General features: G+C 73.8%; 23 protein-coding genes and 1 pseudogene. 15 read left to right on the top strand and 9 right to left on the bottom strand.

Translation table 11 applies throughout. The features are described 5' to 3' along the window. Positions 1–201 precede the first annotated feature (201 nt). Positions 202–654, top strand: coding sequence for a DUF5959 family protein (locus ACWEQL_RS22645; protein WP_452152102.1), 453 nt, complete (start codon positions 202–204; stop codon positions 652–654). Between the two features lie 70 nt (positions 655–724). Here the strand turns inward: ACWEQL_RS22645 and ACWEQL_RS22640 are convergent, their stop codons facing one another. Continuing rightward, positions 725–1369, bottom strand: coding sequence for a GAP family protein (locus ACWEQL_RS22640; RefSeq protein WP_452152101.1), 645 nt, complete (start codon positions 1367–1369; stop codon positions 725–727). 1124 nt (positions 1370–2493) lie between these two features. Between ACWEQL_RS22640 and ACWEQL_RS22635 the strand changes: the two genes are divergently transcribed. Then, a complete protein-coding gene (locus ACWEQL_RS22635; protein WP_452152100.1) occupies positions 2494–3237 on the top strand; it encodes a hypothetical protein in 744 nt (247 codons plus the stop codon). A gap of 109 nt (positions 3238–3346) precedes the next feature. Here the strand turns inward: ACWEQL_RS22635 and ACWEQL_RS22630 are convergent, their stop codons facing one another. Next, positions 3347–4552: a hypothetical protein gene (locus tag ACWEQL_RS22630; protein WP_452152099.1), complete on the bottom strand. Its 1206-nt coding sequence runs from the start codon at positions 4550–4552 to the stop codon at positions 3347–3349. 286 nt (positions 4553–4838) lie between these two features. On the opposite strand from ACWEQL_RS22630, the gene ACWEQL_RS22625 reads away from it, so the two are divergent. Continuing rightward, positions 4839–5336 (top strand): hypothetical protein, encoded by a 498-nt coding sequence (locus tag ACWEQL_RS22625; protein WP_452152098.1) that lies wholly within the window; start codon positions 4839–4841, stop codon positions 5334–5336. Between the two features lie 243 nt (positions 5337–5579). Next, complete coding sequence (locus tag ACWEQL_RS22620; protein ID WP_452152097.1) at positions 5580–6194, top strand: hypothetical protein; 615 nt, start codon at positions 5580–5582, stop codon at positions 6192–6194. Between the two features lie 41 nt (positions 6195–6235). Here ACWEQL_RS22620 and ACWEQL_RS22615 read toward each other — a convergent pair whose 3' ends face one another. Beyond that, positions 6236–6718: a nitroreductase family deazaflavin-dependent oxidoreductase gene (locus ACWEQL_RS22615; RefSeq protein WP_452152096.1), complete on the bottom strand. Its 483-nt coding sequence runs from the start codon at positions 6716–6718 to the stop codon at positions 6236–6238. A gap of 343 nt (positions 6719–7061) precedes the next feature. Between ACWEQL_RS22615 and ACWEQL_RS22610 the strand changes: the two genes are divergently transcribed. Further along, complete coding sequence (locus ACWEQL_RS22610) at positions 7062–7727, top strand: leucine-rich repeat domain-containing protein (protein WP_452152095.1); 666 nt, start codon at positions 7062–7064, stop codon at positions 7725–7727. Positions 7728–7966: 239 nt separating this feature from the next. Further along, complete coding sequence (locus tag ACWEQL_RS22605) at positions 7967–8392, top strand: DUF5958 family protein (RefSeq protein WP_452152094.1); 426 nt, start codon at positions 7967–7969, stop codon at positions 8390–8392. 49 nt (positions 8393–8441) lie between these two features. On the opposite strand, the gene ACWEQL_RS22600 is transcribed toward ACWEQL_RS22605, so the two are convergent. From ACWEQL_RS22600 to ACWEQL_RS22580, 5 genes are all read right to left on the bottom strand, one after another. Then, a complete protein-coding gene (locus tag ACWEQL_RS22600; protein ID WP_452152093.1) occupies positions 8442–8807 on the bottom strand; it encodes a hypothetical protein in 366 nt (121 codons plus the stop codon). Between the two features lie 184 nt (positions 8808–8991). After that, complete coding sequence (locus tag ACWEQL_RS22595; protein WP_452152092.1) at positions 8992–9228, bottom strand: hypothetical protein; 237 nt, start codon at positions 9226–9228, stop codon at positions 8992–8994. A gap of 203 nt (positions 9229–9431) precedes the next feature. Then, positions 9432–9692: a hypothetical protein gene (locus ACWEQL_RS22590; protein WP_452152091.1), complete on the bottom strand. Its 261-nt coding sequence runs from the start codon at positions 9690–9692 to the stop codon at positions 9432–9434. Then, the gene (locus tag ACWEQL_RS22585; protein ID WP_452152090.1) at positions 9689–10003 is read right to left on the bottom strand and encodes a DUF6247 family protein; all 315 of its coding nucleotides are present in this window, start codon (positions 10001–10003) and stop codon (positions 9689–9691) included. Before ACWEQL_RS22585 ends, ACWEQL_RS22590 begins: the two co-directional genes overlap by 4 nt. 161 nt (positions 10004–10164) lie before the next feature. Beyond that, a complete protein-coding gene (locus ACWEQL_RS22580; RefSeq protein WP_452152089.1) occupies positions 10165–11394 on the bottom strand; it encodes an MFS transporter in 1230 nt (409 codons plus the stop codon). Positions 11395–11618: 224 nt separating this feature from the next. Here ACWEQL_RS22580 and ACWEQL_RS22575 point away from each other — a divergent pair, with 224 nt between their 5' ends. Further along, a complete protein-coding gene (locus tag ACWEQL_RS22575) occupies positions 11619–13022 on the top strand; it encodes an aminotransferase-like domain-containing protein (protein ID WP_452152088.1) in 1404 nt (467 codons plus the stop codon). Between the two features lie 258 nt (positions 13023–13280). Further along, positions 13281–13826: a flagellin gene (locus tag ACWEQL_RS22570; RefSeq protein WP_452152087.1), complete on the top strand. Its 546-nt coding sequence runs from the start codon at positions 13281–13283 to the stop codon at positions 13824–13826. Positions 13827–13887: 61 nt separating this feature from the next. On the opposite strand, the gene ACWEQL_RS22565 is transcribed toward ACWEQL_RS22570, so the two are convergent. After that, positions 13888–14079 (bottom strand): hypothetical protein, encoded by a 192-nt coding sequence (locus ACWEQL_RS22565; RefSeq protein ID WP_452152086.1) that lies wholly within the window; start codon positions 14077–14079, stop codon positions 13888–13890. A gap of 165 nt (positions 14080–14244) precedes the next feature. Between ACWEQL_RS22565 and ACWEQL_RS22560 the strand changes: the two genes are divergently transcribed. The 7 genes and pseudogenes from ACWEQL_RS22560 to ACWEQL_RS22530 form a co-directional block, all read left to right on the top strand. Beyond that, positions 14245–14856 (top strand): MauE/DoxX family redox-associated membrane protein, encoded by a 612-nt coding sequence (locus ACWEQL_RS22560; RefSeq protein WP_452152085.1) that lies wholly within the window; start codon positions 14245–14247, stop codon positions 14854–14856. 9 nt (positions 14857–14865) lie between these two features. After that, positions 14866–15396, top strand: coding sequence for a TlpA disulfide reductase family protein (locus tag ACWEQL_RS22555; RefSeq protein WP_452152084.1), 531 nt, complete (start codon positions 14866–14868; stop codon positions 15394–15396). Continuing rightward, a complete protein-coding gene (locus tag ACWEQL_RS22550) occupies positions 15393–17219 on the top strand; it encodes an ABC transporter ATP-binding protein (RefSeq protein ID WP_452152083.1) in 1827 nt (608 codons plus the stop codon). Before ACWEQL_RS22555 ends, ACWEQL_RS22550 begins: the two co-directional genes overlap by 4 nt. Beyond that, positions 17216–17722, top strand: coding sequence for a S26 family signal peptidase (locus ACWEQL_RS22545; RefSeq protein ID WP_452152082.1), 507 nt, complete (start codon positions 17216–17218; stop codon positions 17720–17722). Before ACWEQL_RS22550 ends, ACWEQL_RS22545 begins: the two co-directional genes overlap by 4 nt. Positions 17723–17809: 87 nt before the next feature. Continuing rightward, positions 17810–18556, top strand: coding sequence for an AfsR/SARP family transcriptional regulator (locus ACWEQL_RS22540; protein ID WP_452152081.1), 747 nt, complete (start codon positions 17810–17812; stop codon positions 18554–18556). Between the two features lie 79 nt (positions 18557–18635). Beyond that, complete coding sequence (locus ACWEQL_RS22535) at positions 18636–22091, top strand: FtsX-like permease family protein (RefSeq protein ID WP_452152080.1); 3456 nt, start codon at positions 18636–18638, stop codon at positions 22089–22091. A gap of 44 nt (positions 22092–22135) precedes the next feature. Then, a pseudogene (locus ACWEQL_RS22530) lies at positions 22136–23312 on the top strand (hypothetical protein); the annotation flags it as partial.

Raw genomic sequence — 23312 nt, 5'->3', positions numbered from 1 at the left:
GGTCGCTCGGGTCGCTCGGGTCGCTCGGTTGCATCCACGCCGCGAGGTGACTCCCGAGGGCGAGGATCTGGTGCTGCATCAGTAGGCCTTGGCGCCAGAAGCCCCGGGCAGAACGACGTCAGGCAATCCGGTTGAGCCTGGAGAGCTGGTTCAGCACCATGCACCCCGGCAGGTGCGGTCGGGTAGGCAAGAAGGTGGACGATGGAACTGATCAGCCTCGTGGATGGCGACAACAGCTTCCGGGTGCGGGTGTCGGGGCGCAGGTCACCGGGTGTGCTGCACCTTCATGACCTGCTCGACGCGGAGGTCCTGGTCACGAGCGGCTTCGTCAGCGGTCGGCTGCCCACCACCCTGTCGCCTTCCGACCTGGAAGGCTGGGCCCGTGCTCTGGACCGGCTCGCCGCGGGTCAGGACATCTGTTGGAAGGACGACGACCACAGCCCCGAGATCAGGATCGATCCGTACGACGAGGAGCATCGGACGGTCGCTGTCCGTGTGGAGGACCTGGGCCGTTCATGTGTCTCCGTGTTCATCCCGCTGTGCCTCGGAGAGGGCTGGGTCAACGAACAGCGGAGGCTGCTGGAGCAGGTGCGACAGGAATGGCCGAGCGAGGTCCTCCAGTCCTCATGGGGTGTCCATGAGTGGCGTCCCTGATCCTCGCCCGAACCCACCGGGCCGCATCCGGGAAGGCCTGACCGTAGGGCGAGCGGCGTCCGAAGGCGCGTCAGGAGACGAGCTCGTAGATGCTCCTGGCCGTCAGCCAGAGCCCGAGCAACAGCGAGAGGGTGATGATCAGCTGGTCCTGGTGCTGCTCCAGCCAGGTCCGCAGGCCGTTCAGTCGGGCGTTCGCGGCGTCCGGCGCCCAGACGGTGTACAGCTCCATGACCAACAGGCTGAGGGTCGCCAGCACGCAGTAACCGGTCAGGGCCAGCCAGTCGGACAGCGAGGACAGGTCGGCGTCGACGACCGTGGCCGCCCCGGCGCCGACCATGGCCCACGGCTGGAGCAGCCACGCCAGGCCCGCCGCGGTGGCCGGCGAGGCGTTGTCGATACGGCCCGTCCAGCTCGGCGGCCGGTGCGGGCGCGGTGGACGCCGGCGCCGGTACCCGCCGTACAGGACCAGGGCGACACCGATCGCCAGCTTCGCGGCGATCACTCCGGTGGACGGCGCGGTGTGGTGGACGGGCGGCGTCCCCCCGGTCAGCAGCATCACGACCGCGATCACCGCGACCAGGTTCGCCAGCCACGACAACAGGAACGCCAGCCCCTTGCGGACCCCGCGTCGCGAGGACAGCAGCAGGATGAAGGCACTGTTGTGCAGCGGCCCCAGGGTGATGGCCGTACCGATCACGACCAGATCGAGAACCATCGACGCAACCGCTCCAACAGATCGGGGACCGCCTCCCCGCCACCCGAACGGGCGGGCGGGTACGGGCGCACATGCCCGGCGGGCAGGGGTACCGGCGCCGCACGGACAGCCGTCACCCCGACTCTGCGGCCCCCGGCCCCGCGAATCAAGCGGACCACGCCGACGCCCCCGAACACCCACCCCTCCCCCGCGCAGGAGGTGCCCCAGCCACCGGCAGACCGGCTGACCGGCTGACCGGCTGACCGACAGACCAGGTCGGCCCGCGCGGGCCGGGTACGAGAGGCCCCGGGGCCGGTAGCTGCCGCTTCGTCACCAAGTAGCCGAGCAACCCCGGTCCCCGGGTCGCACCGACTGGTCCTGTCACCCCCGCCGCCTAGCATCGCGGCATGAGCTTCACGGGATGGTGGGTCGTGATGCCGGCACCCGCTCCTGTCATCGGCGAGCTGGCACCGGTACTCGGTCCGCCGATCGCGGCGCAGACCGCCTCGGACGCCAACCGGCAGGCGCTGGAACGGTGGAGGCGGGGCGGCACCGACGCCCTCGGTGCCTCGGAACTCCAGCAGTTGGCCGACCCCTACCTGCTGGACGACCACCTCGACCGGCTCTACGAGGTGTGGGGCACGTACGGGCACGCCGGGCCGTTCCTCAAGTCCGCCAGACCCACCTGCGACGAACGCGGGACGCGCGCCCGCGGGGTGGACGTGGGACATGGACTGCTCGTTGTGAGAATTCACGATCTCTCCTGCATCTGTGAGGTCACGCCGGTTCTCCGGTGCGGCTGTTCAAAGCACACCAGCGCAAGATCACCGCGACAACCGAACTCCTCGTGCCCCGGCCGAAGGTCTCGGTGGCCACCCCCACACCCTTTGGTCCCCGGCCCCTGTGGTGCTTCGGTCCGCACGCGCGGGCACCGATCCCGGTTCGGGGGGAGGCCCGAGCCCGCGCACGCTCTATCCGCGTACGGGAGGCCGAGCCCGGGCCGCCACGTTGCCGCCCCGCCCCTGGCGCCCGCCTGCGGCTCGGCGGCCCGTACCGGCCGCGGCGGTGTCGGCGGGGTCCGCTAGGGTCACCCGCGAACCGCGGGCATCCGGCCCGCCGACCCACTGGGGAAAGGGGTGCCCGGAATGAACGCGCACACGCCACGGTTCCACGCCCGTGCGGCCGACCTCGCCGGAATGGACCTCACCGTGTCACCGCACGCCGAGGCCGCACTCGACCGTTTCGAGTCCGTGCACGGCCGGGCCCTTCCCGCCTCGGTGCGTGAGTGGTTCTCCCTCGCCCAAGGCGCCCCCACCCTGCGCGAGTTCAGCAACGACGACGCCGTCCTCGACGCCGACCGTCTCGGCCGCGAGGAGACCTACTACTGGCCCGAGGACGACGACGACTGGCCGGACGGCGTCGAGGAGCAGGAGGAGCGGACCATCGACCCCGTCGCCGCCCTCGGCCTCCTTCCGTTCATGATCGAGAACCAGGGCGTCTGGATCCTGGCCGTCCGCCTCGACGGCACCGACGACCCGCCGGTGGTGATCTCCTTCGACGACGTGACGCCATCCGCCGTCTGGCGCCCGTACGCCGACCGCTTCTCCGACTCCGTCCTCTCCCGCATCTGGGACGCCCCCGTCCACCTCGACGGCACCACCCTCGCCCTCGACGGGACGGCGGAACCGACCGCCCTCCTCGAAACGCTCCGCCGCGACTTCACCCCCGGCCCGCCCACCACCGACGGCACCCTGCGCTACCACCGCGGCGACCACCGCCAGCGGATCCTGCTCGCCCAGTGGCGCGACCGGTGGTACGCCACCGTCTGGGCCACGGACGAGACGGGCCTGTCCACCCTCCTCGCGGCCCTCGACCACACCAGCGGCTGAACAGCACCCCGCCCCGCGCCGGCTCGCGCAGGACCAGACCCCCCGTCAGGCGACCGAGCATCACCGCGATCGCATCGAGGTGCTCCGACGAGCCGCGAAGGCCGTCGGCTCAGAACAGGCCACCGAGCGTGTCCTGCCAGGTGGTCAGGGTCTGGGCGAGCTGGGTGGACGTGCCGGCCGCACCGGTGATGGCGGCCATGGCCAGACGGGCCCGGCTCAGCGCACGGGGGCGGTCCGGTTCGGCGGCCGCCTCGGCGACGTCGGCGACGTGGTCGAGGAGCCGGGCGCGGTCGTCCGCGAGCGAGGGGTCCTGTTGGACGGCTCGGGTGAGTGCGCGAAGGGCGGCCGCGGTGTCGTGCCGTCCGTCGCGGTCGAGGGCGCCGACACTGACCTCGATACCTCGGACCGTCTCGGCCACCACGAGGCTGCTGTTGGTCACCGTGCTGTTGATCGCTCCCACGTTGCCGTGGACGGTGACCGCCCGCTGCGTGCCCTGGCCCGACGCTTCGATGTGGTCCGGCATCTGCTTCTCCACCTTCTCGAGATAGTCCAGGCCGAGCGTCAGATAGGCGCCGGCCAGCGCCACCGGGTGGGGTACGGCCCGACTCTCGCAGTACGCGAGTCCCTTGGTCACCAGCCGAAGGCCGCCACCCACCTCGTCGTTGGTCAGACCCCGATCGAGGACCGCGGCCGTCGCCGAGGCCCACGTCCGGATCGCGGGCACCACCTGGTGCCCAGCGGCGGCGGCGCGCCGGAGCGCCTGCCCGTCCGTGAGCCGCTCCGCGATCTCCGCGCACAGCGCGCGGCCGACGATTCCGTCCCTGAGACGTCCGTGCCGTGGCGGGTCCTGTTCCGCGGGCAGATCGAGGACCGGCCTCACGATCGTGAGTTCGGAGTACAACAGCGCCAACCGCTGGGCGCGGTAGCGGGCCGTCGTCAGCGCGGTCTCGAAGTCCCGGCGGGAGACCTTGCGTGCCTGCACCAGGCGCAGACGCTGGTGGTCCAGGGACGGCACGGCGAAAACGCCCGGTCCGGCCGCCGAGCCCTGGAACGTGCACGAGTAGAAGATGCCCCAGGGACCGGGGAAGCCGTGCCCGTCGAGCGCCCACCGGCAGGCGCGCCGGAGCGTGTCCAGGGCGGCCTGCCTCGGTCTCCCCAGAAAGTCGGTGCCGTTCTCACGCAACGGGCCGAGACTGTCGAAGACCTCTTGGGCCTCCTGCCCACGGCCCGCCAGTTGCCCGTACAACCGTTGACAGACGAGCTGGTCCTCCTGCTCGATGATCCGCCTGGCCGCTTCCCCCACCCCCGCCTCCATGCCTGCCATGGTGCATGGAGGCGGCTACGGCTGACAACAGCCTCGCGCGGTCCGAAGCTCGGAGGCGCAGGACAGCGCGCCGAGGGGTTCGGGATCGCTCGTGGACCGCCGGGACCCATCTCTCGGGCTCTGGCCCCGACGTCGGTGGAGTGCTCACGCTCTGCGGCCTTCCGGGACTGTGTGACCGTTCGCGACATCGGGCGGGATCCGGGGTACCGCGCGGTGAAGATGATCTCGCACAGGAGGGTACTCACTCGTCGGCCGGCCAGTTCGGCATCATGCCCGCATGGACTTCGACCTCGCTCCACCCACCGGCGTCGGCTCGTTGCGGATCGGTATGACTCGGCATGCGGCCAGCACGGCGCTGGGCTCGCTTCGCGCTCCTTCCGCCGCGTCGGAGTCCGACCGGCCGGGGCAGCACGTCTTCCGTCCCAGCGGGCTGATGATCAGCATCCACTGCGCGCGTGACCTGCTCGAAGCCGTAGAACTGGGGAGACCGTCAACCCGGACGGACCGAGTGCTCTTCCGGGGTGTGGATGTGTTCGCGCTTCCGGCCCGGGAGGTCGTCCGGCGCGTCGGCGAGTTCACCCCCATCGAGGAGGATCGCGACGACGTCGGCTCATTCATCGCCCACGACCTGCTGCTGAGCTTCTGGCGCCCGTTCGCAGCCGACGACGAGCCGGAGGAGGAGCAGGGGCACTACTTCAGCTCGGTCCTGGTAGCGCGGCCTGGCTACTACGACACCCCTGCCCAGGCTGCGGAGCGACTCCGGCGGTTCTCGTGACGGGCCGGCCGGTCGGAAGGCCGACAGGACCCGCCTCGGCAGATGTCCGCGAACACGAGTAGGCCACCGGCAGGCCCTCCGCACAGACACGGGTGTCACGCGACCGACCTCAGGGCGGCGAGGTCACGGCCCGGTTCCTCCCCGCGTGCCGGCGGCCTGGTTGGGCATAGCGCTCGAACTGCTGAGCCCTCGACATCGGCTGTCAGCCTGCAGGGTCTACTCTGTGGCCACAGCCATCAGCCGGTGATCGACAATGGCCGTAGCCGTGCGGCGCGCCCCGATCCGGTCAGGGGCAAGGTGCCCGATCGTGCGCCGGACAGGGGGCAGGTCATGTGGTCGGCCACTGCGCGGTCCGTCTTCCGGCGTCTCGTCGGTGCCGCCGCGGTCTGCGGGGGCCTGGCGGCGACCGCAGGATGCACCGTTCCCGTCGATGCCGTCGCCGGGATCTCCGTGACCGATGACGGCCGTCTTCTCGGCGTCATGATGGTCTGCGGGCATCGGATCGACGGCGCCAGCCTCTACGTGCGCGGCACCGAAGCCGGGGAGTCGGTGAACGTCGGCTCATGGACCGCCGACCGTCCCCTCGAACCCGGTCTCACCACGTGGACGCTCGACTCCCCCGCCGCCGGGTGGAGCGAAACCCGCTCTCTCGCCCCGCTCACCCCCATGACCACCTACGCGCTGTACGGCTGGACCAAGGACAACTCATGGTCGTCGCGTCAGGTCTCATTCACCCTGGCTGACCGCGACCGGATCACCCCGGGACACGTCCGCTACAACAGCATCTCGAAGAACGGCGAATCCACGGTCGTCGTCCCCATGACGGACTTCAAGGCCAAGGCCTGCCCGGACGAGTAGTGCGGCGGTGACGCCAATTGCCCGGGGGCGGGGTCCGAGGCTCAGTTCCTCGTCGGCGCCGAGGCGTTCGCCGGGCCGGCCGGGTGCTCGGGTTCGAGTACGAAGACCGGGATCACGCGGTCGGTCTTCTCCTGGTACTCGGCGTACGGTGGATACGCGGCGACCGCGCGCCGCCACCACCGGGCCCTCTCGTCCCCGCTGAGATCACGGGCCGTCATGCCCCGGCGTTCGGGGCCGTCCTGGAGATCCACCCGCGGGTCGGCCTTGAGGTTGAAGTACCAGACCGGGTGGCTCGGGAAACCACCCTTCGAGGCCACCGCCGCGTACCGCCCCTCGTGCTCCACCCTCATCAGCGGGATCTTGCGGATCCTGCCGCTCTTCGCGCCGCGCATCGTGACGATGACGACAGGCAGGCCCGTGTCCCAGAGCGTCGTGCCCTGTGTGCCACCCGAGCTCTCGTACAGCTCGACCTGTTCGCGCACCCACTGCGCCGGACTCGGCTCGTACTCGCCCTCAAGAGGCATTCCATTCACCCCACTGTCGTGTACGGATGTCGTCGGGGCGGTCCACCACGGGCCTCGCGCGAAGGTCGGACCGCCGTCCCCGCCCCGCCCATAACTTCAAGTGGGGCGGCGAGGTTACGGTGTTGCAACCCGGGTCGGATGCCCGCCGCTTGACGACCTGCCCGCCCCCGCCCGCCGTTCCGTATGCTGTCCGCCATGGCGAACGAAGCGGAGCCGAAGCTGCTGACCAACCGGTGGGGCGACACGTCGGACCCGGCCCCGAACAGCAGCGCGTCCTACCGCGACGTCTGTACGTGCTTCGACCAGTACCGGGTGACCAACCGGCGCCGGGTGCGATTCCACGATGATCGGCAGGACACGTCGTCGTCGGCCTGGCAGCACCTCCTGGCGCTGGTCGAGGAGGGCGGCCGCCGACGGGCGCGAGGTGTTCCGGCCGCTGGCCGACATGAGTCCGCAGGAGCGGCGGCAGATCGTCACCCTGCCATCCACCATCGCGAAACTCACCGCGGTCAAGCACTTCGTCCTCTACGGCAGCAACCTGGTCCGGATTCCGCCGGAGATCGGCGCCATGACCGGCCTGGAGGAGTTCACCCCGTACACGTCGTACCGGCTGCACTGGTTCCCGTACGAGCTGACCAGGTGCCCGAACCTGAAGCGGAGCACCGTGAGCACGCGGGCCCTGTACGGGAACGAGAAGATCCGCCCACCGTTCCCCCCGTTGCGGTCCGGACGCGTCGTGGCCGGCGCTCGCGGCCTCGACGGCGTCGCGCCCGGGGAACGGGGTGCCACCGGGATCAGCACGTGCAGTGTGTGCGACCGGTCGCTGGAAGGCACCGAGGTCCACCAGGTGTGGGTCTCCCTGCGGGTCGCCACCGACGTGCTTCCGCTCCTGGTCAACGCCTGCTCCGCGGCCTGCCTACAGGCGCTTCCCATGCCTCCGGAGGACTACGTCCGCACTCCTCACCCGGGCGGCCCCGGAATCGCCCAGCCACCGGCCGACTACGCCTGACTCCCGTCATGGGCACGGGTCGCGGCCCGGGTTCCGGATGCGGGCCGCTCATGACGGGGATCATCCGCCGGTGATCGTGCCACCACCTGCACCAGCCGTTGCCGACCCGGCCGGCGGCGTTCCCCGGTGTCTCCGCCGGCCGGGTGGTGGCCGGTCGGCCCCCAGGGTGGAGATCTCCGGGGCCCCGGGCACGGCCGATCGGGCCCTGCGGCGGGCCGGCGGCGTGGGATGATCAGCGGATGAACGCGACGGATCACGAGGACGGACGGTCGCTGCGGAGCGAGACCGAGCGGATCGTCAACGAGATCGCCCAGGACCTGCGCACCCTGGACGACGGGGTGGCCTGGTTCACCGCCCTCTCCCCGGCGGGCCGGGAGGAGGTGCTGCACCAGGTCGGCGGGTACGCGATGCAGGCGCACATCACGGCCGAGGACGGGCGTGCGGGGGTCGCGAGGTCCGGGGTGAAGCCCCGGGCCAACCCATCGGTGATGATCTGCATGGACCCGCCCCGCTACAGCTTCTGCGGACTGCCCGCCGACGAGCACCTGACGGCGTTCCGGGTCCTGGTCAGCACGTTCGCCGTCGCCGACACCCGCCGCCGGGAGACCTACTGCCGGGGCACCTGCGGTCACGACTGGCACCATCTGCCCGCGTCAACCCCGTAGCCACCGCGGGCAGCGGTTCAGGCGTGCCGGCGTTCGGGCGTTCCGGCGTTCAGGACGGCGCGTACGGGTCCCGCTGCCCGAGGAGTCGCGCCAGCGGGGTGCCGGTGCGGGCCGCGACGATGCGCCGGGCCCGGAGCTGGGCCCGGGTGCGCGGCCGGAACTTGGGCTCCCGGGCGCACCCGCAGGGCTCCCGGCCCTCGTAGCGCAGGCCCGCGTTCAGCACCGCGGCGACGACCGACCAGGCGTTCACGTCGTGCCGCCGGGGCGCGGCGAAGTCGTGACCCGCGCAGAGGAGCGGCCTGTCACACCGGGGGCAGGTGTGCGTTTGGCCGGGTTCGGGGTGCCTCTTGAACGTCACGCGGCACGGCGGGCACGCGTAGTGCAGCTTGTAGGGGGTCATGGCGTAGAAGCACATGCCGGCGACGGTACCGACCGGCCCGCCCGTTGACGAGTGGGTTTCCGCCGACTGCGACGCCGCGGCCGGCCCCGCGGCCCTGCGGCTCCGAGGAGCGGCGGGGCCGCGGGGCGTCCGGCGCGGGGGCCCGCCGCCGGAGCAAGCGGCGGCGGGCCGGTCAGGAGGCGTCAGCCCCTGATGGAGGTCACCACCAGCGGGCGTTGTTGTTGTCGGCATCCTCGCAGGCCTGGGCGCGCGCCTCAAGGGCGTTCGCCTGGGCGTACTGACCCTGCCGGCGCAGCTGGTGGGCCTGGTCCCGCAGCTCGCCGACGTTGCAGGTGACCATCCCGGCGGCGGACGCGCTCTGCGCGGGGACGATGGCGAGCAGCGCGCCGCCGGTGATGGCGGCGGCCAGGGCGGCGGTCGAAAGGCGTCGAAGCATGGTTCTCCTTCGAAGAGGGTTGGTACGGACGGGCTCAGCCGGAACTGACTACCCATCGGTAACTCTAACCCGGGCAATCTTGCTTCGATCACCAACGGAGCCCGGAAAGTGAAGCCATGTCAACCAATTACCTTCGAAAACAAGGTGATTGACGTCATTTTAATTTGATCATCCGGCATGAAGGATCACGTGACCGGACGCGCTCAGCCGAGCCAGACGATGTCGATCACGTACAGCCGGCCCGCCACGCCGTTGGCCAGGTACACGAGACTGAGCTGCCCGATGGACGCGCACCGCACGCTCTCGCCCTCGGGGTCGGTGGCGTCCCACTGCGGCCAGCCCCACGGGGTGCGGGAGGCGATGTCGAGCAGGTCGCGGACCAACTGCTGCGCGTGGAGTGGCAGTTCGACGAAGGTCTTGCCGGCCTTGGGGGAAAGCCGGACGGGCCAGGTGTGGCCGCTCACGGACGCCTCCCGAGGAACCGGCCGAGGTCGGTGCCGTCCGCGTCGTCCATCCCGCCGGCGAGGAAGGCGTCGACCGCGGGAGCGCTGTCCAGACGTGACTGCCAGGTGCGGACGACGTCATGAAGGGGTGTCAGGTCGTAGGTCTGGCGGGAGTCGTCCACGGCCTTGGCCCAGTCCCGCTCGAACGCGGGCAGCCACCGGCTCACCCGGTCCGCGTCCTCCTGCCCGCGGATGCGTGACAGCAGCCGGGCCGCGGCGCGCGGGGCCGGCGCGGGCGGCGGAGCGGGAAGGTGTTCCGGCCGAACGCTCATGGGAGCTCCTCCACTTCGTCACCGGCGCCGGGGGTCGGGGCGCCGGGATTCCGTCCCCCTGCGAACACCCGGCGCCGCGGCCCCCGTCCTCCCCGCTCGTCGAGCCGGCTCGTCGGGGCCCTGGTTCACCAGTCTGCCAGGTGCTGGAGGGTGCTCACGTGTCAGACCGGGGCCCGCTCGCGGGCCGTTGCGGGCGTGACCTGCAGGAGCGCCACTCGACGGGACCGGGCGGGACCGACCGCCAGGTGCGTGGCGGCCAGGACGAGACCGAGCCAGAACACTCCGACCCACAGCGTGCCCGTACCGAGGTGTTCGGCGACGAGTCCGCCGAGCACCGGCCCGAGGAACATCGCGACCGTCAGGCCGAATCCGAAGAGGGCCTGGTACCGGCCCCTGGCGTCGGCCGGCGCGAGCTGGACGGTCAGCGCGGAGTTCGCCACGGTCATCAGCATCTCGCCGAGGGTCCAGACGGCGACCGTCAGCGCGTACGCGCCCAGCGTGTCGGCGAGGGTGACCAGCCCGAAGCCGACCCCGGTGAACATGACCGAGGCGGCCAGCACGTGCTCGGGACGGAACCGGGCCACGAGTCCGGGCAGGAAGAGTTGACCGACGACGATCAGCACCATGTTGACCACGATGACCTGCCCGTACGACGTCGCGTCCAGCCCGTCGGCGACCAGGGAGACCGGCAGCATCTTGTTGGTCTCGATCATCGTCCAGCCGAGCAGGGTCAGTCCGACGAAGACCATGAAGGTCCGGTCCCGGAGGACGACGCCGAGCCCGACCGAACCGGCCCCGGCCACCTGGGCGGCCGGCCTGGTCTCCGGGACCTTCAGCGCCAGCAGCAGTGTCGAACACAGCAGTACGCCGGCGTTCGTCGCGAACAGCAGCATCGGATCGGTCCTGGCCAGCAGGCCGGCGAGCAACGCCGCCGCCCCCGAACCCAGGTTGACCGCCCAGTAGTTCAGGTTCAGGGCCCGGACCCGGTCGGCGTCGGCGACGACGTCGATGATCGACGCGGTGAACGCCGGCCGGACGACGCCGAGGAACACCCCGAGCAGCAACGCCAGGACCAGGATGGCCACCTGGCCGGTGGTCCGGCCCAGGGCCAGCATCGTCATCGCCGCCGGCACGGATGCTCCGAGCATCGCCGGACGCCGCCCCCACCGGTCGGCGATGATCCCGCCGGGAAGTGTGCCCAGGGCGGTGCCGATCCCGCCCAGACCGATGACCAGGCCCGCGTAGGAGGCGTCGAAGTGCCGGACCGACAGCAGATACACCCCGAGATAGATCTGAGCCACCGCGCCGGTCCGGTTGATCAGCGACGCCGTCCACAGGTACCAGAACGTGGCCGGCAGTCCCTCGGTGGTCTTCCGCAACCAGCCACTCATGCCGTGACCCGTGACAGCGGGGCTGGCTTCCGGCCGCCAGGACCGACGAGGGCCTGCTCGGCTGCCTCACGGGTGGGCCCGGGGAGGGCCGGCGGGCTGGTCGGATCTGCGGAGGGCACAGGGTACAAGGGTCGGCTCCTCGGGGCACGGTCACGGGTCGGCGGCTCCGACACTACGAACCGCCCCCGCTCCGAGTCCTGGTCCACATCTGCCAAACTGGACCAATGACCGGAACCCGCGGCCCCGGAATCGCCTCCGCTCTGGGCGGCTGGCGGCAGGAGCCAGGACCACTCGCACAGGTACTCGCCGCAGCGATCCAGGACGCCGTCATCGACGGACGGATCCCGATCGGCACGCGACTGCCCTCCGAACGTGCCCTCGCCACAGCCCTCCGGATCAGCCGCGGCACCGTGGTCACCGCCCTGTCCGTACTCCGCGACACCGGCTGGCTGCGCACCCACCACGGCAGCGGCAGTGACGTACGGCTCCCACCGGAGATCACCGAGCGCACCGCGCCCTGGTCGATGGACCACGGGGACGGACTGGACTTCACCCGCGCGGTGCCGGCCGCCCCCCAGGCCGCCTATCTGGAGGCATCCCGCAGAGCGGTGGAGCGATCGGCATCCCTGCTCATGGACTCGGCCGAGCCCGACGCGGGCCTACCGCAACTGCGGGACCTGCTGGCCGACCGCTACACCCGCGAGGGCCTGCCGACCCACCCCGACCAGATCCTGGTCACCTCGGGCGCCCGGGCCGCCTTCACCCTCCTTGCCGACCACCTGCACGACCGCGCCCGGCCCGTCCTGGTGGAGAGTCCCACCTACCAGGGCGCACTGGCCATCCTGCGACGCCGCCGTGCCCGGCTGGCGGCCTCACCCGTCACCTCCGACGGCTGGGATCCGGCCCACCTCTCCCACACCATCACGACAGTACGGCCGGGACTGGCCTACCTGACACCGGACTTCCACAACCCCACCGGCGCGCTCATGTCCGCCGACCTACGCGACCACGTGGCCGAACTGGCGGCCCGCAACGACATGACGATCATCGCCGACGAGACCCTGCGCGACCTGGACCTGCGCACTCCGGCCGAGCCCGTCCCGCACCTGGCCGGCAGAGCCGTCGTCTCCATCGGCTCGACGAGCAAACTCGTCTGGGGCGGACTACGCGTCGGCTGGCTGCGCACCGACGCGGCCCGCATCCGTGAACTCCTGCACAATCCACTCCAGGCGCGACTGTCACCGCCACCGCTGGAGCAGCTCATCGCCTGCGAACTCCTGGCCGACCCGCGGGACCTGCTGCACGACCGGCGCGGCCGGCTCCGCGCCCAGCGCGACCACCTCGCGGCGCTGCTGGAGGGGGCCGGCGAGTGGAGCTTCACGCTCCCCCCGGGTGGTCTGTGCCTATGGCTGCGGCTGCACGGTACGACCGCCACCGCCCTGGCCACCCGCGCGGCCGGCCAGGGGCTGAAGCTCTCGCCCGGGCCGGCCTTCTCCGCCGACCGCACCCTCACCCGCTACCTGCGGCTCCCCTACACGGCCACCCCCGAAACCCTGACCCGCGCGGTCGCCGTGCTGACCGGACAAGTGGCGAGCCGCGAGCAGTCGCCCCGCTCACGCAGAGCGTGAGGGTCGGCATCCTCGACGCCTCGGGAGCTGGCCACGCCAGGCACGTCCGCCGGCGGTGGCCGGGCGGGGCCTGGGCCGAGTGTCCGAGGATCGGCAACTTCGGCTCTCTGCCGGGTAGTCGACCCATCATCGCGCGCGGGTGCCGTCGTCCAGGTCTCCCGGGCACACCCCAATCACCGACGGCGGGCGGGTGGTTGATCCGCGCCGCCGCCGGGTAGTGACCGCCCACCGCACAAGATCACTTATCAGGGGGCCGTCATGAGCGAGACCGCGACCAGCTCGACACTCGGACAGGTGCTGGCGCTGGTGGGAACGTCACCGCTGACATCGGGCACGTTCATCTCCTGGATCGGTGGAGGCGCCGGGGAGTCGATCACCACTGCCGACATCACCGCCGTCGTCCCGGCCGGCATCCTGAACGGCCTGGCCGAAGCGGCGATCATCACCGCGGAGGACGCGGCCACCTACCTCGCCATGGAGCTTCCGGCGTTCGTCGCCGCCCTGCCCGCCGAAGCCGTGCTCCCGGCCGTCTCGACCCTCATGGTCTTCGGCGCCGCCAACCCCTTCAGCGGCCTCGCCAAGGCCCTCGGCGAGTCGCCGTTCCGCTTCCGGTCGCCCATCGACGACCTCAACGTCGACATGGGCTTCCTCGGTGCCGCGTGGTCCCGCTTCCAGGACGCCGACAACGCCGCCGAAGCCTCCGTCCGCACCCAGCTCGGCATCCTGACGACCGCCGGGAACACCGTGCTCGCGAGGCTCGACCGGCAGCCCCGGATGATCCTGATCCTCGCCCGGAACCTGTGACCCGAAGCGGGCGGCGGCGGGCCCTCGTGCCCCGCCGCCGCCCGCCCGCTGTGCGGAACCGTCAGCAGCAGCGGCCGGTGTTCTTCCAGCCCTCGCAGAACGAGCTGTCCCAGCAGCGGTTCGTGTAGAGCTGGCCGCGCGAACAGAACGGCACGTAGACGCACTTGGTGTCGGTCCACCACGTCGCCTGGGCGGTCACCTTCGGGGCCACTCCGGTGACCATCCTGTCGACGAGGCGCTGCAGCTTGCTCATCCCGGTCTCCTTCCGACGCCGGCCGCCCCGTGCGGCCGGTGCGATCCGGAACCTATGACGCCGGTGTACACGACCGGTCCCCCTCCATCAGGACAGATCCTGTATGCCGCCTGCCTACCGTGCCGATCCGCAGGAGGAACGGACCGCGGAACGGAGGGAGGGGCCGTGGACGCAGCGGATCCCCTGGCGTACGCCGGCACGGCCGGCCGGGTGCTGCTCGGGTGTGTGTTCCTGGCGTCGGCCGCGGGCAAGTCGCGCGGGCGCGCGACGTTCGCCGCGTACCTGGACAGTGTCGCCGCCCTGCGGCTGCTGCCGCCCGCGCTGGCACCCGCCGCCGGAATCGCGGTGCTCGCCGCGGAGTGCGCCGTCGTGGCGCTGCTGCCGTACGGGCCCACGGCGCGGACGGGGCTCTGGCTCGCCCTCGGGCTGCTCACCGTCCTCACCCTGGCCGTGGCGCGCACCGTGCTCCGGGGGATCAGCGCCCCGTGCCTGTGCTTCGGCGGCGCCCCGGTGCCCTTCCGGCGCCGCCACGTCGTGCGCAACGCGCTGCTCCTGACGGTGGCGGCCGTCGCGCTCCCCCGGCCGGACGTGCTGCCGGCCGGTGCCGCCACCGGGGTCGCCGTCGTCGCGGGGGTCGCCGCGGCGGCCGTCGTCGTCGCCCTCGACGACCTGGTCGAACTCTTCGGACCCGCCGGACCTGCCGGACCTGCCGAACGCACCGAACGCGCCGGACCCGCCGACGGGCGGGCCGTGACCACTGGAAACACCGATCTGTAGGAGGTCCCGATGGACGTGTCGGATGCTCTCACGGGCCTGCTGGCCCTGCTGTGCCTGTTCAACCTGGCCCTCACCCTCGGCATCGTCCGACGGCTGCGCGTCATGGACCGGGCCCGCGACGGCGGCCCCGCGACCGTCTCCGGCGCCGTGGACGACTTCACGGTCACCGCCGCCTCCGGGGCGACGGTCGGCCGCGCGGACCTGGTGCCCGGCACCGTCCTCGCGTTCCTCTCCCCCGGCTGTCCCCCCTGTGCCGCCCTCCTGCCCCGCTTCATCGAGGCGGTGCGGGACGCCGGACTCCCGGCCACGGAGGTGGTGGCCGTGGTCATGCCGGGCGAGGACGCCGAGGAGGCGCGGGAGTACGCGCGGGCGCTGGCCGGGGTCGCCGTCCTCGTCGACGGTGAAGCGGCCCGGACGGTGTCGGCGGCGTGCGGGGTCCGGGGCTTCCCCGCGGTCTGCGCGATCGGCCCTGACGGGCGGATCCACGAGGTGGGCGGTGACCTGTCGGTGATCGGCCGCCACCTGGCGGGCGCCGCGTGAGCCGTGCGGGCCGCGGGGCACCCGCGCTGCGTGCCGTGGCCGCCCTGGCGGTGCGGGCGGCGCCCGGGCCACTGGCCGGGGTGCTGCTCACGGCCCTCGTCGAGGCCGCGCTCCCGGTGCTCGCCGCCTGGCTGACCAAGTCGGTCCTCGACACCCTCGCCGTCCCGGGGGCGGGGGGCGCGGCCCTGCTCGTACCGGCCGTCGCGCTGGCCGGGGTCGGCGTCGCGGCGTCCGTGCTGCCGAACGTGGCACAGCTGATGTGCGCCGAACTCGGCCGCCGCGTGGGGCTGCTGGCCCAGGACCGGCTGTACGCGGCCGTCAACGGCCTCACCGGACTGGGCCGCTTCGAGGACCCGGCGGCGCTCGACCGGCTCCGGCTGGCCCAGCAGTGCGGTCAGGACACCCCGCCGCAGGTCGTCGCCAGCGCCGTCGGCCTCGCCAGGACCACCGTCACCCTGGCCGGGTTCGCGGTGTCGCTGGTGGTGCTGAACCCGTGGCTCGCCGTCGCCGTCCTGCTCTCCGCCGTGCCCGCGCTGCTCACGGAGGTCCGGCTCGCCCGCGCCCGGGTGGGGACGGCGCTGGCGGTGAGTCCGCTGGAACGGCGCGAGTCGTTCTACGGCTTCCTCCTCGGCAGCGTGCAGACCGCCAAGGAGATCCGCCTGTTCGGGATCGGCGACCACCTGCGGGCCAGGATGCGCCGCGACCGCAGCGTCATCAACGCCACCCACCGCCGGCTCGACCGGCGTGCGGCGCTGGCGCAGGCGGGCCCCGCCCTGGTGGCCGCCGCGACCGGGGCCTGCGGGCTCGTCTGGGCGGTGCGTTCGGTGGCCGGCGGCGACCTCACCATCGGGGACCTCGCGTTGCTCATCTCGGGCGTCGCCGCGGTGCAGGGCGGCCTGGCGGGCATCGCGGTGATGGTCGCGGTCGCCCACCAGCACCTGACGCTGTTCGGGCACTACCTGGAGGTGACGACGCGGCCTCCGGACCTCCCGGTGCCCGAATCCCCGCTCGCCGTCGGCCCGTTGCAGCGGGGGGTGGAGCTGCGCGACGTCTGGTTCCGCTACTCCGACCAGCACGACTGGGTCCTGCGGGGGGTGAACCTCACCATCCCGGCCGGCGGCACGGTGGCGCTCGTCGGTGACAACGGCGCGGGCAAGAGCACCGTGGTCAAGCTGCTGTGCCGGTTCTACGACCCCGTCCGGGGGTCGGTCCTCTGGGACGGTACCGACATCCGCGAGCTGTCCCCCGAGGGGCTGCGGAGCCGTATGAGCGGCATCTTCCAGGACTTCGTGCGCTACGACCTGTCGGCGGCGGAGAACATCGGGCTCGGGGACGTCCGGCACGTCGGCGACACGGGCCGGATCCGCGAAGCGGCGGCGCGGGCGGGCATGGACGGGACCCTCGCCGCGCTGCCGCGCGGCTACGACACCATGCTGTCGCGGACCTTCACCGAGGACGGGACGGCCGACGAGGACGGCGTCGAACTCTCCGGCGGCCAGTGGCAGCGGGTCGGGCTCGCGCGGGGGCTGCTGCACCGGGGGCCGGACCTGCTGATCCTGGACGAGCCGAGCGCCGGGCTCGACCCCGAGGCCGAGCACGAGGTTCACCGGTTGCTGCTGACCCATCGCGAGGGGTGCGCGAGCCTGCTCGTCTCGCACCGCCTCAACGCGGTGCGGGACGCCGACCGCATCGTGGTGCTGCGCGGCGGCGAGGTCGTCGAGGAGGGCGACCACGACGCGCTCATGCGCGGGAACGGCCGGTACGCGGCGCTGTTCCGCCGGCAGGCGCAGGGGTACGCGGACGCCGGGGCGGTGGCGCGGTGATCGCCGCGGTCGTCGTCCTGGTGACCGTGCTCGGCGGCGCCGGGCTGGTGCGCCGGGTGCGGCGGCGCTGGGTCGTCGTCACCGTCGAGGGCTCCAGCATGGCGCCCACCCTGCGGGACGGGGACGTGGTGCTGGCCCGTCGGTGCCGTCCGGCGGAGCTGTCCGTCGGGCAGCTCGTCGTGGTGGAGTGCCCGGTGCCGCCCGCGGCCCGGCCCGACTGGACGTGGCCCGATCCGGACGAGTCGCCCGGGGGCCGCCGGTGGATGGTCAAACGGCTGGCGGCGCTCGCGGGAGAGCCCTGGCCCCCGGCCTGCGAGGGCCGCGCCGACCGCCTCCCGGAGGGCGCGGTGGCGGTCCTGGGGGACAACGCGGCGGCCAGTACGGACTCCCGCCAGATGGGCGCGATCCCCGTGGACCGGCTGCTCGGTGTGGTGGTCCGGCGCATCGCGCCGGACCGTCGGGCCGTCACGCCCGACACATCGCAAGATGTTTCCGCAAAATGACGAAAGAGTCTTGCAAAGCCTCCGTCACCCGGTGCATGGTTCAAGCCGATCGGAGCGCGAATGCGCGTTCGACGGGCTGGAGGTGGCGTGGAAGCGGCGTTTCGCATGCTGGGCCGGGTACGGCAGGGCGACCCCCGGGCGGGGGACGTGACCGCGGAGATCGGCGGCGGCAAGGCGCGCACCCTGCTGGTGACGCTGCTGCTGCAGGCGAACCGCACGGTCACCGTGGACCGCGCGATCGAGGCCCTGTGGGAGGGGGAACCTCCGCTGTCGGCGGTGGCCAACGTCCGCACCCACGCCAGCGTCCTGCGTCGGCAGCTGAGGAACGGCGCCGACCTGGTGGGCGGGGGCGGCGGCTACGTCCTCGAAGTGCCGGTGGAGCGCTGCGACCACCTGGTGTTCCTGCACCGGGCCGGCGAGGGACGGCTCGCGCTCCGCACGGGCGACAGCTCCGGGGGCGCGGAGCTCCTCGCCTCGGCCCTGGCCCTGTGGGACGGGGACCGCGCCGCGGTGGGAGTACCCCGCCACGGCCCCCTGGCGGGCTGGCTGGGCCACCTGGAGGAGGAGCGGATGCGGGCCGTGGAGGACCTCGCCGGCGCCTACCTCCGGCTCGGGGAGCCACGGGCGGCACTGCGCGACGTGAACGCCCTGCTCGCCGTATCGCCGCTGCGTGACCGGAGTTGGGCGCTGCGGATGCGGGCCCACCACGCCCTGGGCGAGCGCGGGAGCCTCGCGGAGGCGTACCGGGCGGCCGTCCGGGTGCACCACAGCGAGCTGGGCGTGGGCCCCGACGGGCAGCTGAAGCGGCTGTTCGAGCAGCTGGTCACCGGCTGACCGCCGCCGTCACCCCTGACAGCGCGAGCCCCCCGTCCCGACCGCACCACCGAAACCACCGAACCGGAAGAACACCGACGTGCCGCACCGTCAGGACCCGACGCCGCGCCGTACCGCCCTGGACCGTCCGGGCCTGCGCGGAGCCGTCCACCACCTGCTGCCGCTCGCCGCGGCCGCCCTCGCCGTCCTGGTGTCCGCCGCCGCGGTCGCCACCCTGTGCACCGTCTCCGCCCGGGCCGTCCTCGACGGCGTCCGCGGTCAGCTCGCCGAGGACCCCCGGACGGCCGTCACCGTCCAGGCGGACTACCGGGCCGAGGGCTTCCGCGCGGCCGACCGCGCCGTCAGGGCCGCACTCGCCCGCGCCCTGGACGCAGCCGATCCCCGGGTGGACTCCGCGTTCCGCACCGCCACCCCCCTGACCACCACCCGGCCGGACGGGCGCGGGGCCCTGCCGTCCGGAACGACCCTGCTGCCGCTCGCCGGTGACGGGACCCGCCGGAACGCCGTGATCACCGAGGGCGCCTGGCCGGACGAGGCCCCTGCGCCGGACGAGGACCCCGCGGCCGGCCCGGTCGGCGCCGGACCGGCAGGCGCCACGACGGCCGAGGGCCCCGCGGCCGCCCCGGTCCCGGCCGCCCTGCCGCAGGAGCTCGTCCGCCGGCTGGCGTTGCGCCCGGGCGACACGCTGCGCCTCACCACCCCGTCCAACCGCACGCTCACCCTGCGGATCACCGGCTCCTACCGGGTGGCCCCCGGCTCCGAGGCCTTCTGGCGCAGCCTGGGCGAGGGCGCGGAGACGGTGGCCTCCCGCGCGGCGGTCGTCGCCCCGGGCGCCTTCCTGCGCACCCCCGCCCTGACGGAGCGCTCCCTGGCCGTCTGGACGGGACTGCCCCGGCTGACGACGCTCCGCCCCGAGGGCCTCGCCGCCCTGCACGAGCGGGTGTCCGGCCTCGCCTCGGGCGACGCGAACCGCGCGGTGTACCGCCAGGCGGCCCCGGCCCTGGCGTCGACGACCGTACGCACCGAGCTGCCCCACGCCCTCGCGGACACCTCGTTGCCGGCGCTCGCCGCCCGTTCCTCGCTGTACGTCCCGGTCACCCTGCTGACCGCGCTCGCCGCCCTCACCCTTCTGCTGACCACCCGTCAACTCGCCGAGCACCGCCGTGCCGAGCAGGTCCTGCGGCTCGCCCGCGGGGTCGGTGCCCGGCGGCTGCTGGCCGCGAGCGCGGCCGAATGGGCCGTCGTCGCCCTTCCGGCCGCCGCCGTCGGGGTCCTGCTCGCCCGGCCGGCCGCGGCGGCGCTCACCGGGCGCGCCGACCTCGGCGCGCTGCCCCCGGCCGGGGCGTTCGCCGCCGTCGGCCTGATCCTGCTGGTCCACGCCGCCGGGGTGCTGGCCCCGGTGGCCCGGCTGGCCGTGAGCGGCGGACGCGACAGCGCCGTCCGGCCGCGGTCGCCCCGCCGGGCGGCCGCCCAGCGCACGGGGGTCGACCTGGGCCTGCTGCTGCTCGCGCTCCTCGGGTTCCTCCAACTCCTCCACTACCGCGGCACGGTGGCCGCCCCGTCCGCCGTCGGCTTCGACAGCTGGGCCGACCCGGCGCTGGTCCTGACCCCCGCCGCGCTCCTGGCGGCCGGGGCCCTGCTGACCCTGCGGCTGCTGCCCCCGCTGACCCGGGTCCTCGAACGCCGGGCGGCCCGGGCCACCGGCCTGGCCGTCCCCCTCGGCATCTGGCACCTCGGCCGCCGCTCCGCGCACGCGACCACGGCGCTGCTGTCCGTCCTCGCCCTGGCGGTCTGCGCCCTCTCGGCCACGGCGCTGGCGAGTCTCGGCCCGAGCCACGTCGACCGGGCGGCCGCCGAGGTCGGCGCGGACCTCTCGGTGACGGGCGGCGACCTGCCGTCCGCGGCCCGCCGCACCGCGATCGCCGCCGTCGACGGTGTCCGGGCGGTCACCCCGGTCGCCGAACTGCGCGGCGACCACGGGAACCGGCCGGTCACCGTCGTGGCGCTGAACACCGCCACCGCCGAACGGACCCTCTCGGCGCAGACCCTGGCCCCGGGCGCGGACGCGCACGCCCTGCCGGCGCTGCGCGAGGACCTGTCCGACCGGCCGCCGGCCGAGCTGCTGCCCCTGCTGCGGCAGGGCCCGCCGACCCACGGTCTGCCCCTGCCCGGCGACCCCGCCGCCCTGGACGTCACCGCCACCCTCGCCGCCGACGGCCCGGTGCCCGACGGCGCCGTCCGGCTGTCGCTGTCCGTCCAGGACGCCGACGGCCTCACCACGCAGATCGGCGCGGCCTGGCCCGCCGACGGGCGGGAGCACACCCTGCGCCTCGCCCTGCGGCCGGACGGCACGGCACCGGCCGCGGCCCTCCCGTTGACGCTCAGCAGGGTGGCGGTCCTCCCCCAACCGGAACTGCCCAACCGGCGGAGCCTGACCCTCGACCTGCGGCGGCTCACCGCCCTCGGCCCCGACGGCCCGCAGGACGCCGCCCTTCCCGCGGGGAGCACCTGGCAGAGCACCGACCCGGGGGCCGGCCGGCCCGAGGACATCGGCTGCCCCGGCCACCCGCCCCGCAACCCGTCCAAGCCCATCGCGGACACCGGCGACGACCTGGCCGGGCCCTGCTCCACCGGCGAGGTGCCCGGTACCCTGCTGCACGCCGTCCTGCGCACCCACATGCCGAACGGGCTGGGCACCTCCCGTCCCCCGCAGGTCACCTACACCCCGGCGCCGCAGCCGGGCCAGCGGACCGTCGTGCCGGTCCTGGCGAACGACGCCCTGCTCTCCTCGGGTGCGGGCATCGGCTCCCGGATCGACCTCACCTCGGGCAACGACATGCTGGTGCGCGCCAGGATCGTCGGACGCCTCGCCGCCGTCCCCGGCCAGCCCCGCGACCGGCCCGCCGTCCTCGCCGACCTCCCGGCGATCGCCGCCCACCGGCTGCTGGACGGCGCCGAACCCGTCGCCGAGACCCGGTGGTGGGCGGCCGTCGCGCCCGGGGCCGCGCCGTCCGTGGCACGCGCCCTCCACGGGCGCCCGGATCTCGGTGAGGTGCGGTCGCTGCCCGACGCGGCCGACCGCCTCGCCCGCACCCCGTACCAGCAGGGGCTGCGCACCGCGCTGTGGCTGTGCCTGCTGCTCGCCCCGCTGTTCGTCGCCACCGGGACGACCGTGCAGGCCGCGGTCGCGGCGCGGGCCCGCGGCCGGGAGTTCGCCGTCCTGCGGGCCCTGGGCTGCGCGCCCCGGCTGCCCGCGAGGGTCCTGCGCACCGAGCACCTGGTCCTCACGGCGTTCTCGGTCCTCGCCGGGACGGGCCTGGGGCTGGCGCTCGCCGCGGTCCTGCTGCCGCTGATCGTGGTCGACGACGGGGCGCTCGCGGTGTTCCCCACCCTGCGCGTCACCGCCGGCTGGACCTCCGCCGTCCCCGCCGCCGTCGGCACCGGGGTGCTGGTGGCCGCCGTCACGGCGGTGCTGGCCGGGTGGCTGGCCCGCACCGACCTCGCCCGGGTCCTGCGCGCCGGGGAGGACGGATGACGACACCCGGCGCGCCCACGACCCACCGGACCAGGAGCCTTCCCGTGCCCGTCCCGCCGAGCGGTCCCGCCGTGGTCCTCCGCACCACCGGAGCCGCGCGACGACTGCAGTTCCACCTGCTCCTGGCCGGCCTGATCGCCGTCATGACGGCCTTCTCCACGGCCTGGCAACCCGCGTACGAGCGGGCGACCGCGCTCGCCCTCGCCCGGACCGTCGCGCACGAGGGCGCGGGCGGGGCGCCGGTCACCGTCAGCACGTCCCTGCAGCCCCTGCCCGGCGAGGCGGCGACCCCGGCCTCGCACGGCCGGCCCCTCCCCCGCCTCGGCACCCTGCGCCGGGACCTCGACCGGCTGGTCGCCGGTCTCGGCACCGCGGCCGGCCCCCGGCTGACCGCCGCGCTCGGCCGCCCGGTCGTCCGCGTCGAGACGGTCGCCGCCGCCGCCTCGGGCGAGGGGGTGGCCCGCCCGTACGGCCTCGCCCCGGACGTCCAGCTGCTCCACGCCCAGGACGCGTCGGACCTGGTCCGGTACGTCGAGGGCCGGGCCCCCGCCCGTCCGGCGGGCGACGGCGGGGCGGATCCGGTCGAGGTGGCCGTCTCCGAGCACAACCGCCGGGCGCTCGGCCTGGAGCTCGGCCGGCCGTTCCTGCTGGAGGCGGGGCCCCGGCTGAGGACCGAGGCCGTCCTGGTCGGCGTCTTCCGGCCGATGAGCGCGGGCGCCGACCTGTGGCGGCTGCACCCCATGCTGGAGCAGGCCCGGCCGAGGGACACGGACCGGGGCCGGCTGCTGACCGCGACCGCCCTGGTGGACCTGTCCGGCCTGGAGCTGGTCGAGGCGCGCTCGTCCGCCGCGTTCGCCGTCACGGTGGGCTACCCGGCGGCCGTCGACCCGCCGGGCCAAACCGACGCGACGGGCGGGCCCGCCGGTCTGGTCCGCGAGTCGGAGGCCTTCGAACGGGACGCCGTCCCGGCGGTGTGCGGCGAGCGCACCCTGGGGAGCCTGCCCTGCCGGCTCGACCTGCGGTCGACCACCGCGCCGCAGGTGACCGAGCGACTGTCGACCGTCGCCGCCGACTTCCAGCGGCGCGCCGACCGGACCGATGTCGTGCGTTCCTTCGCGCTGGCCGGGCTGCTGGCGATCGCGGTCGCCGCCGTCGTGGCGGCCGCCCGCCTCACCGTCCACGGCGAGGCCGGCGCGCTCGGCCTGCAGAAGGCCCGCGGCG

Source organism: Kitasatospora sp. NPDC004240 (genome assembly GCF_053603215.1).
The sequence above is the reverse complement of the archived record's forward strand: the minus strand, read 5'-3'. Positions and strand labels throughout refer to the sequence as shown.

Bases quoted from the DNA above. Each gene is read 5' to 3' on its own strand.
- ACWEQL_RS22645 (WP_452152102.1), top strand. From the start codon at position 202: ATGGAACTGATCAGCCTCGTGGATGGCGACAACAGCTTCCGGGTGCGG.
- ACWEQL_RS22640 (WP_452152101.1), bottom strand. From the start codon at position 1,369: ATGGTTCTCGATCTGGTCGTGATCGGTACGGCCATCACCCTGGGGCCG.
- ACWEQL_RS22635 (WP_452152100.1), top strand. From the start codon at position 2,494: ATGAACGCGCACACGCCACGGTTCCACGCCCGTGCGGCCGACCTCGCC.
- ACWEQL_RS22630 (WP_452152099.1), bottom strand. From the start codon at position 4,552: ATGGAGGCGGGGGTGGGGGAAGCGGCCAGGCGGATCATCGAGCAGGAG.
- ACWEQL_RS22625 (WP_452152098.1), top strand. From the start codon at position 4,839: ATGGACTTCGACCTCGCTCCACCCACCGGCGTCGGCTCGTTGCGGATC.
- ACWEQL_RS22615 (WP_452152096.1), bottom strand. From the start codon at position 6,718: ATGCCTCTTGAGGGCGAGTACGAGCCGAGTCCGGCGCAGTGGGTGCGC.
- ACWEQL_RS22610 (WP_452152095.1), top strand. From the start codon at position 7,062: ATGATCGGCAGGACACGTCGTCGTCGGCCTGGCAGCACCTCCTGGCGC.
- ACWEQL_RS22605 (WP_452152094.1), top strand. From the start codon at position 7,967: ATGAACGCGACGGATCACGAGGACGGACGGTCGCTGCGGAGCGAGACC.
- ACWEQL_RS22600 (WP_452152093.1), bottom strand. From the start codon at position 8,807: ATGTGCTTCTACGCCATGACCCCCTACAAGCTGCACTACGCGTGCCCG.
- ACWEQL_RS22595 (WP_452152092.1), bottom strand. From the start codon at position 9,228: ATGCTTCGACGCCTTTCGACCGCCGCCCTGGCCGCCGCCATCACCGGC.
- ACWEQL_RS22585 (WP_452152090.1), bottom strand. From the start codon at position 10,003: ATGAGCGTTCGGCCGGAACACCTTCCCGCTCCGCCGCCCGCGCCGGCC.
- ACWEQL_RS22580 (WP_452152089.1), bottom strand. From the start codon at position 11,394: ATGAGTGGCTGGTTGCGGAAGACCACCGAGGGACTGCCGGCCACGTTC.
- ACWEQL_RS22575 (WP_452152088.1), top strand. From the start codon at position 11,619: ATGACCGGAACCCGCGGCCCCGGAATCGCCTCCGCTCTGGGCGGCTGG.
- ACWEQL_RS22570 (WP_452152087.1), top strand. From the start codon at position 13,281: ATGAGCGAGACCGCGACCAGCTCGACACTCGGACAGGTGCTGGCGCTG.
- ACWEQL_RS22565 (WP_452152086.1), bottom strand. From the start codon at position 14,079: ATGAGCAAGCTGCAGCGCCTCGTCGACAGGATGGTCACCGGAGTGGCC.
- ACWEQL_RS22555 (WP_452152084.1), top strand. From the start codon at position 14,866: ATGGACGTGTCGGATGCTCTCACGGGCCTGCTGGCCCTGCTGTGCCTG.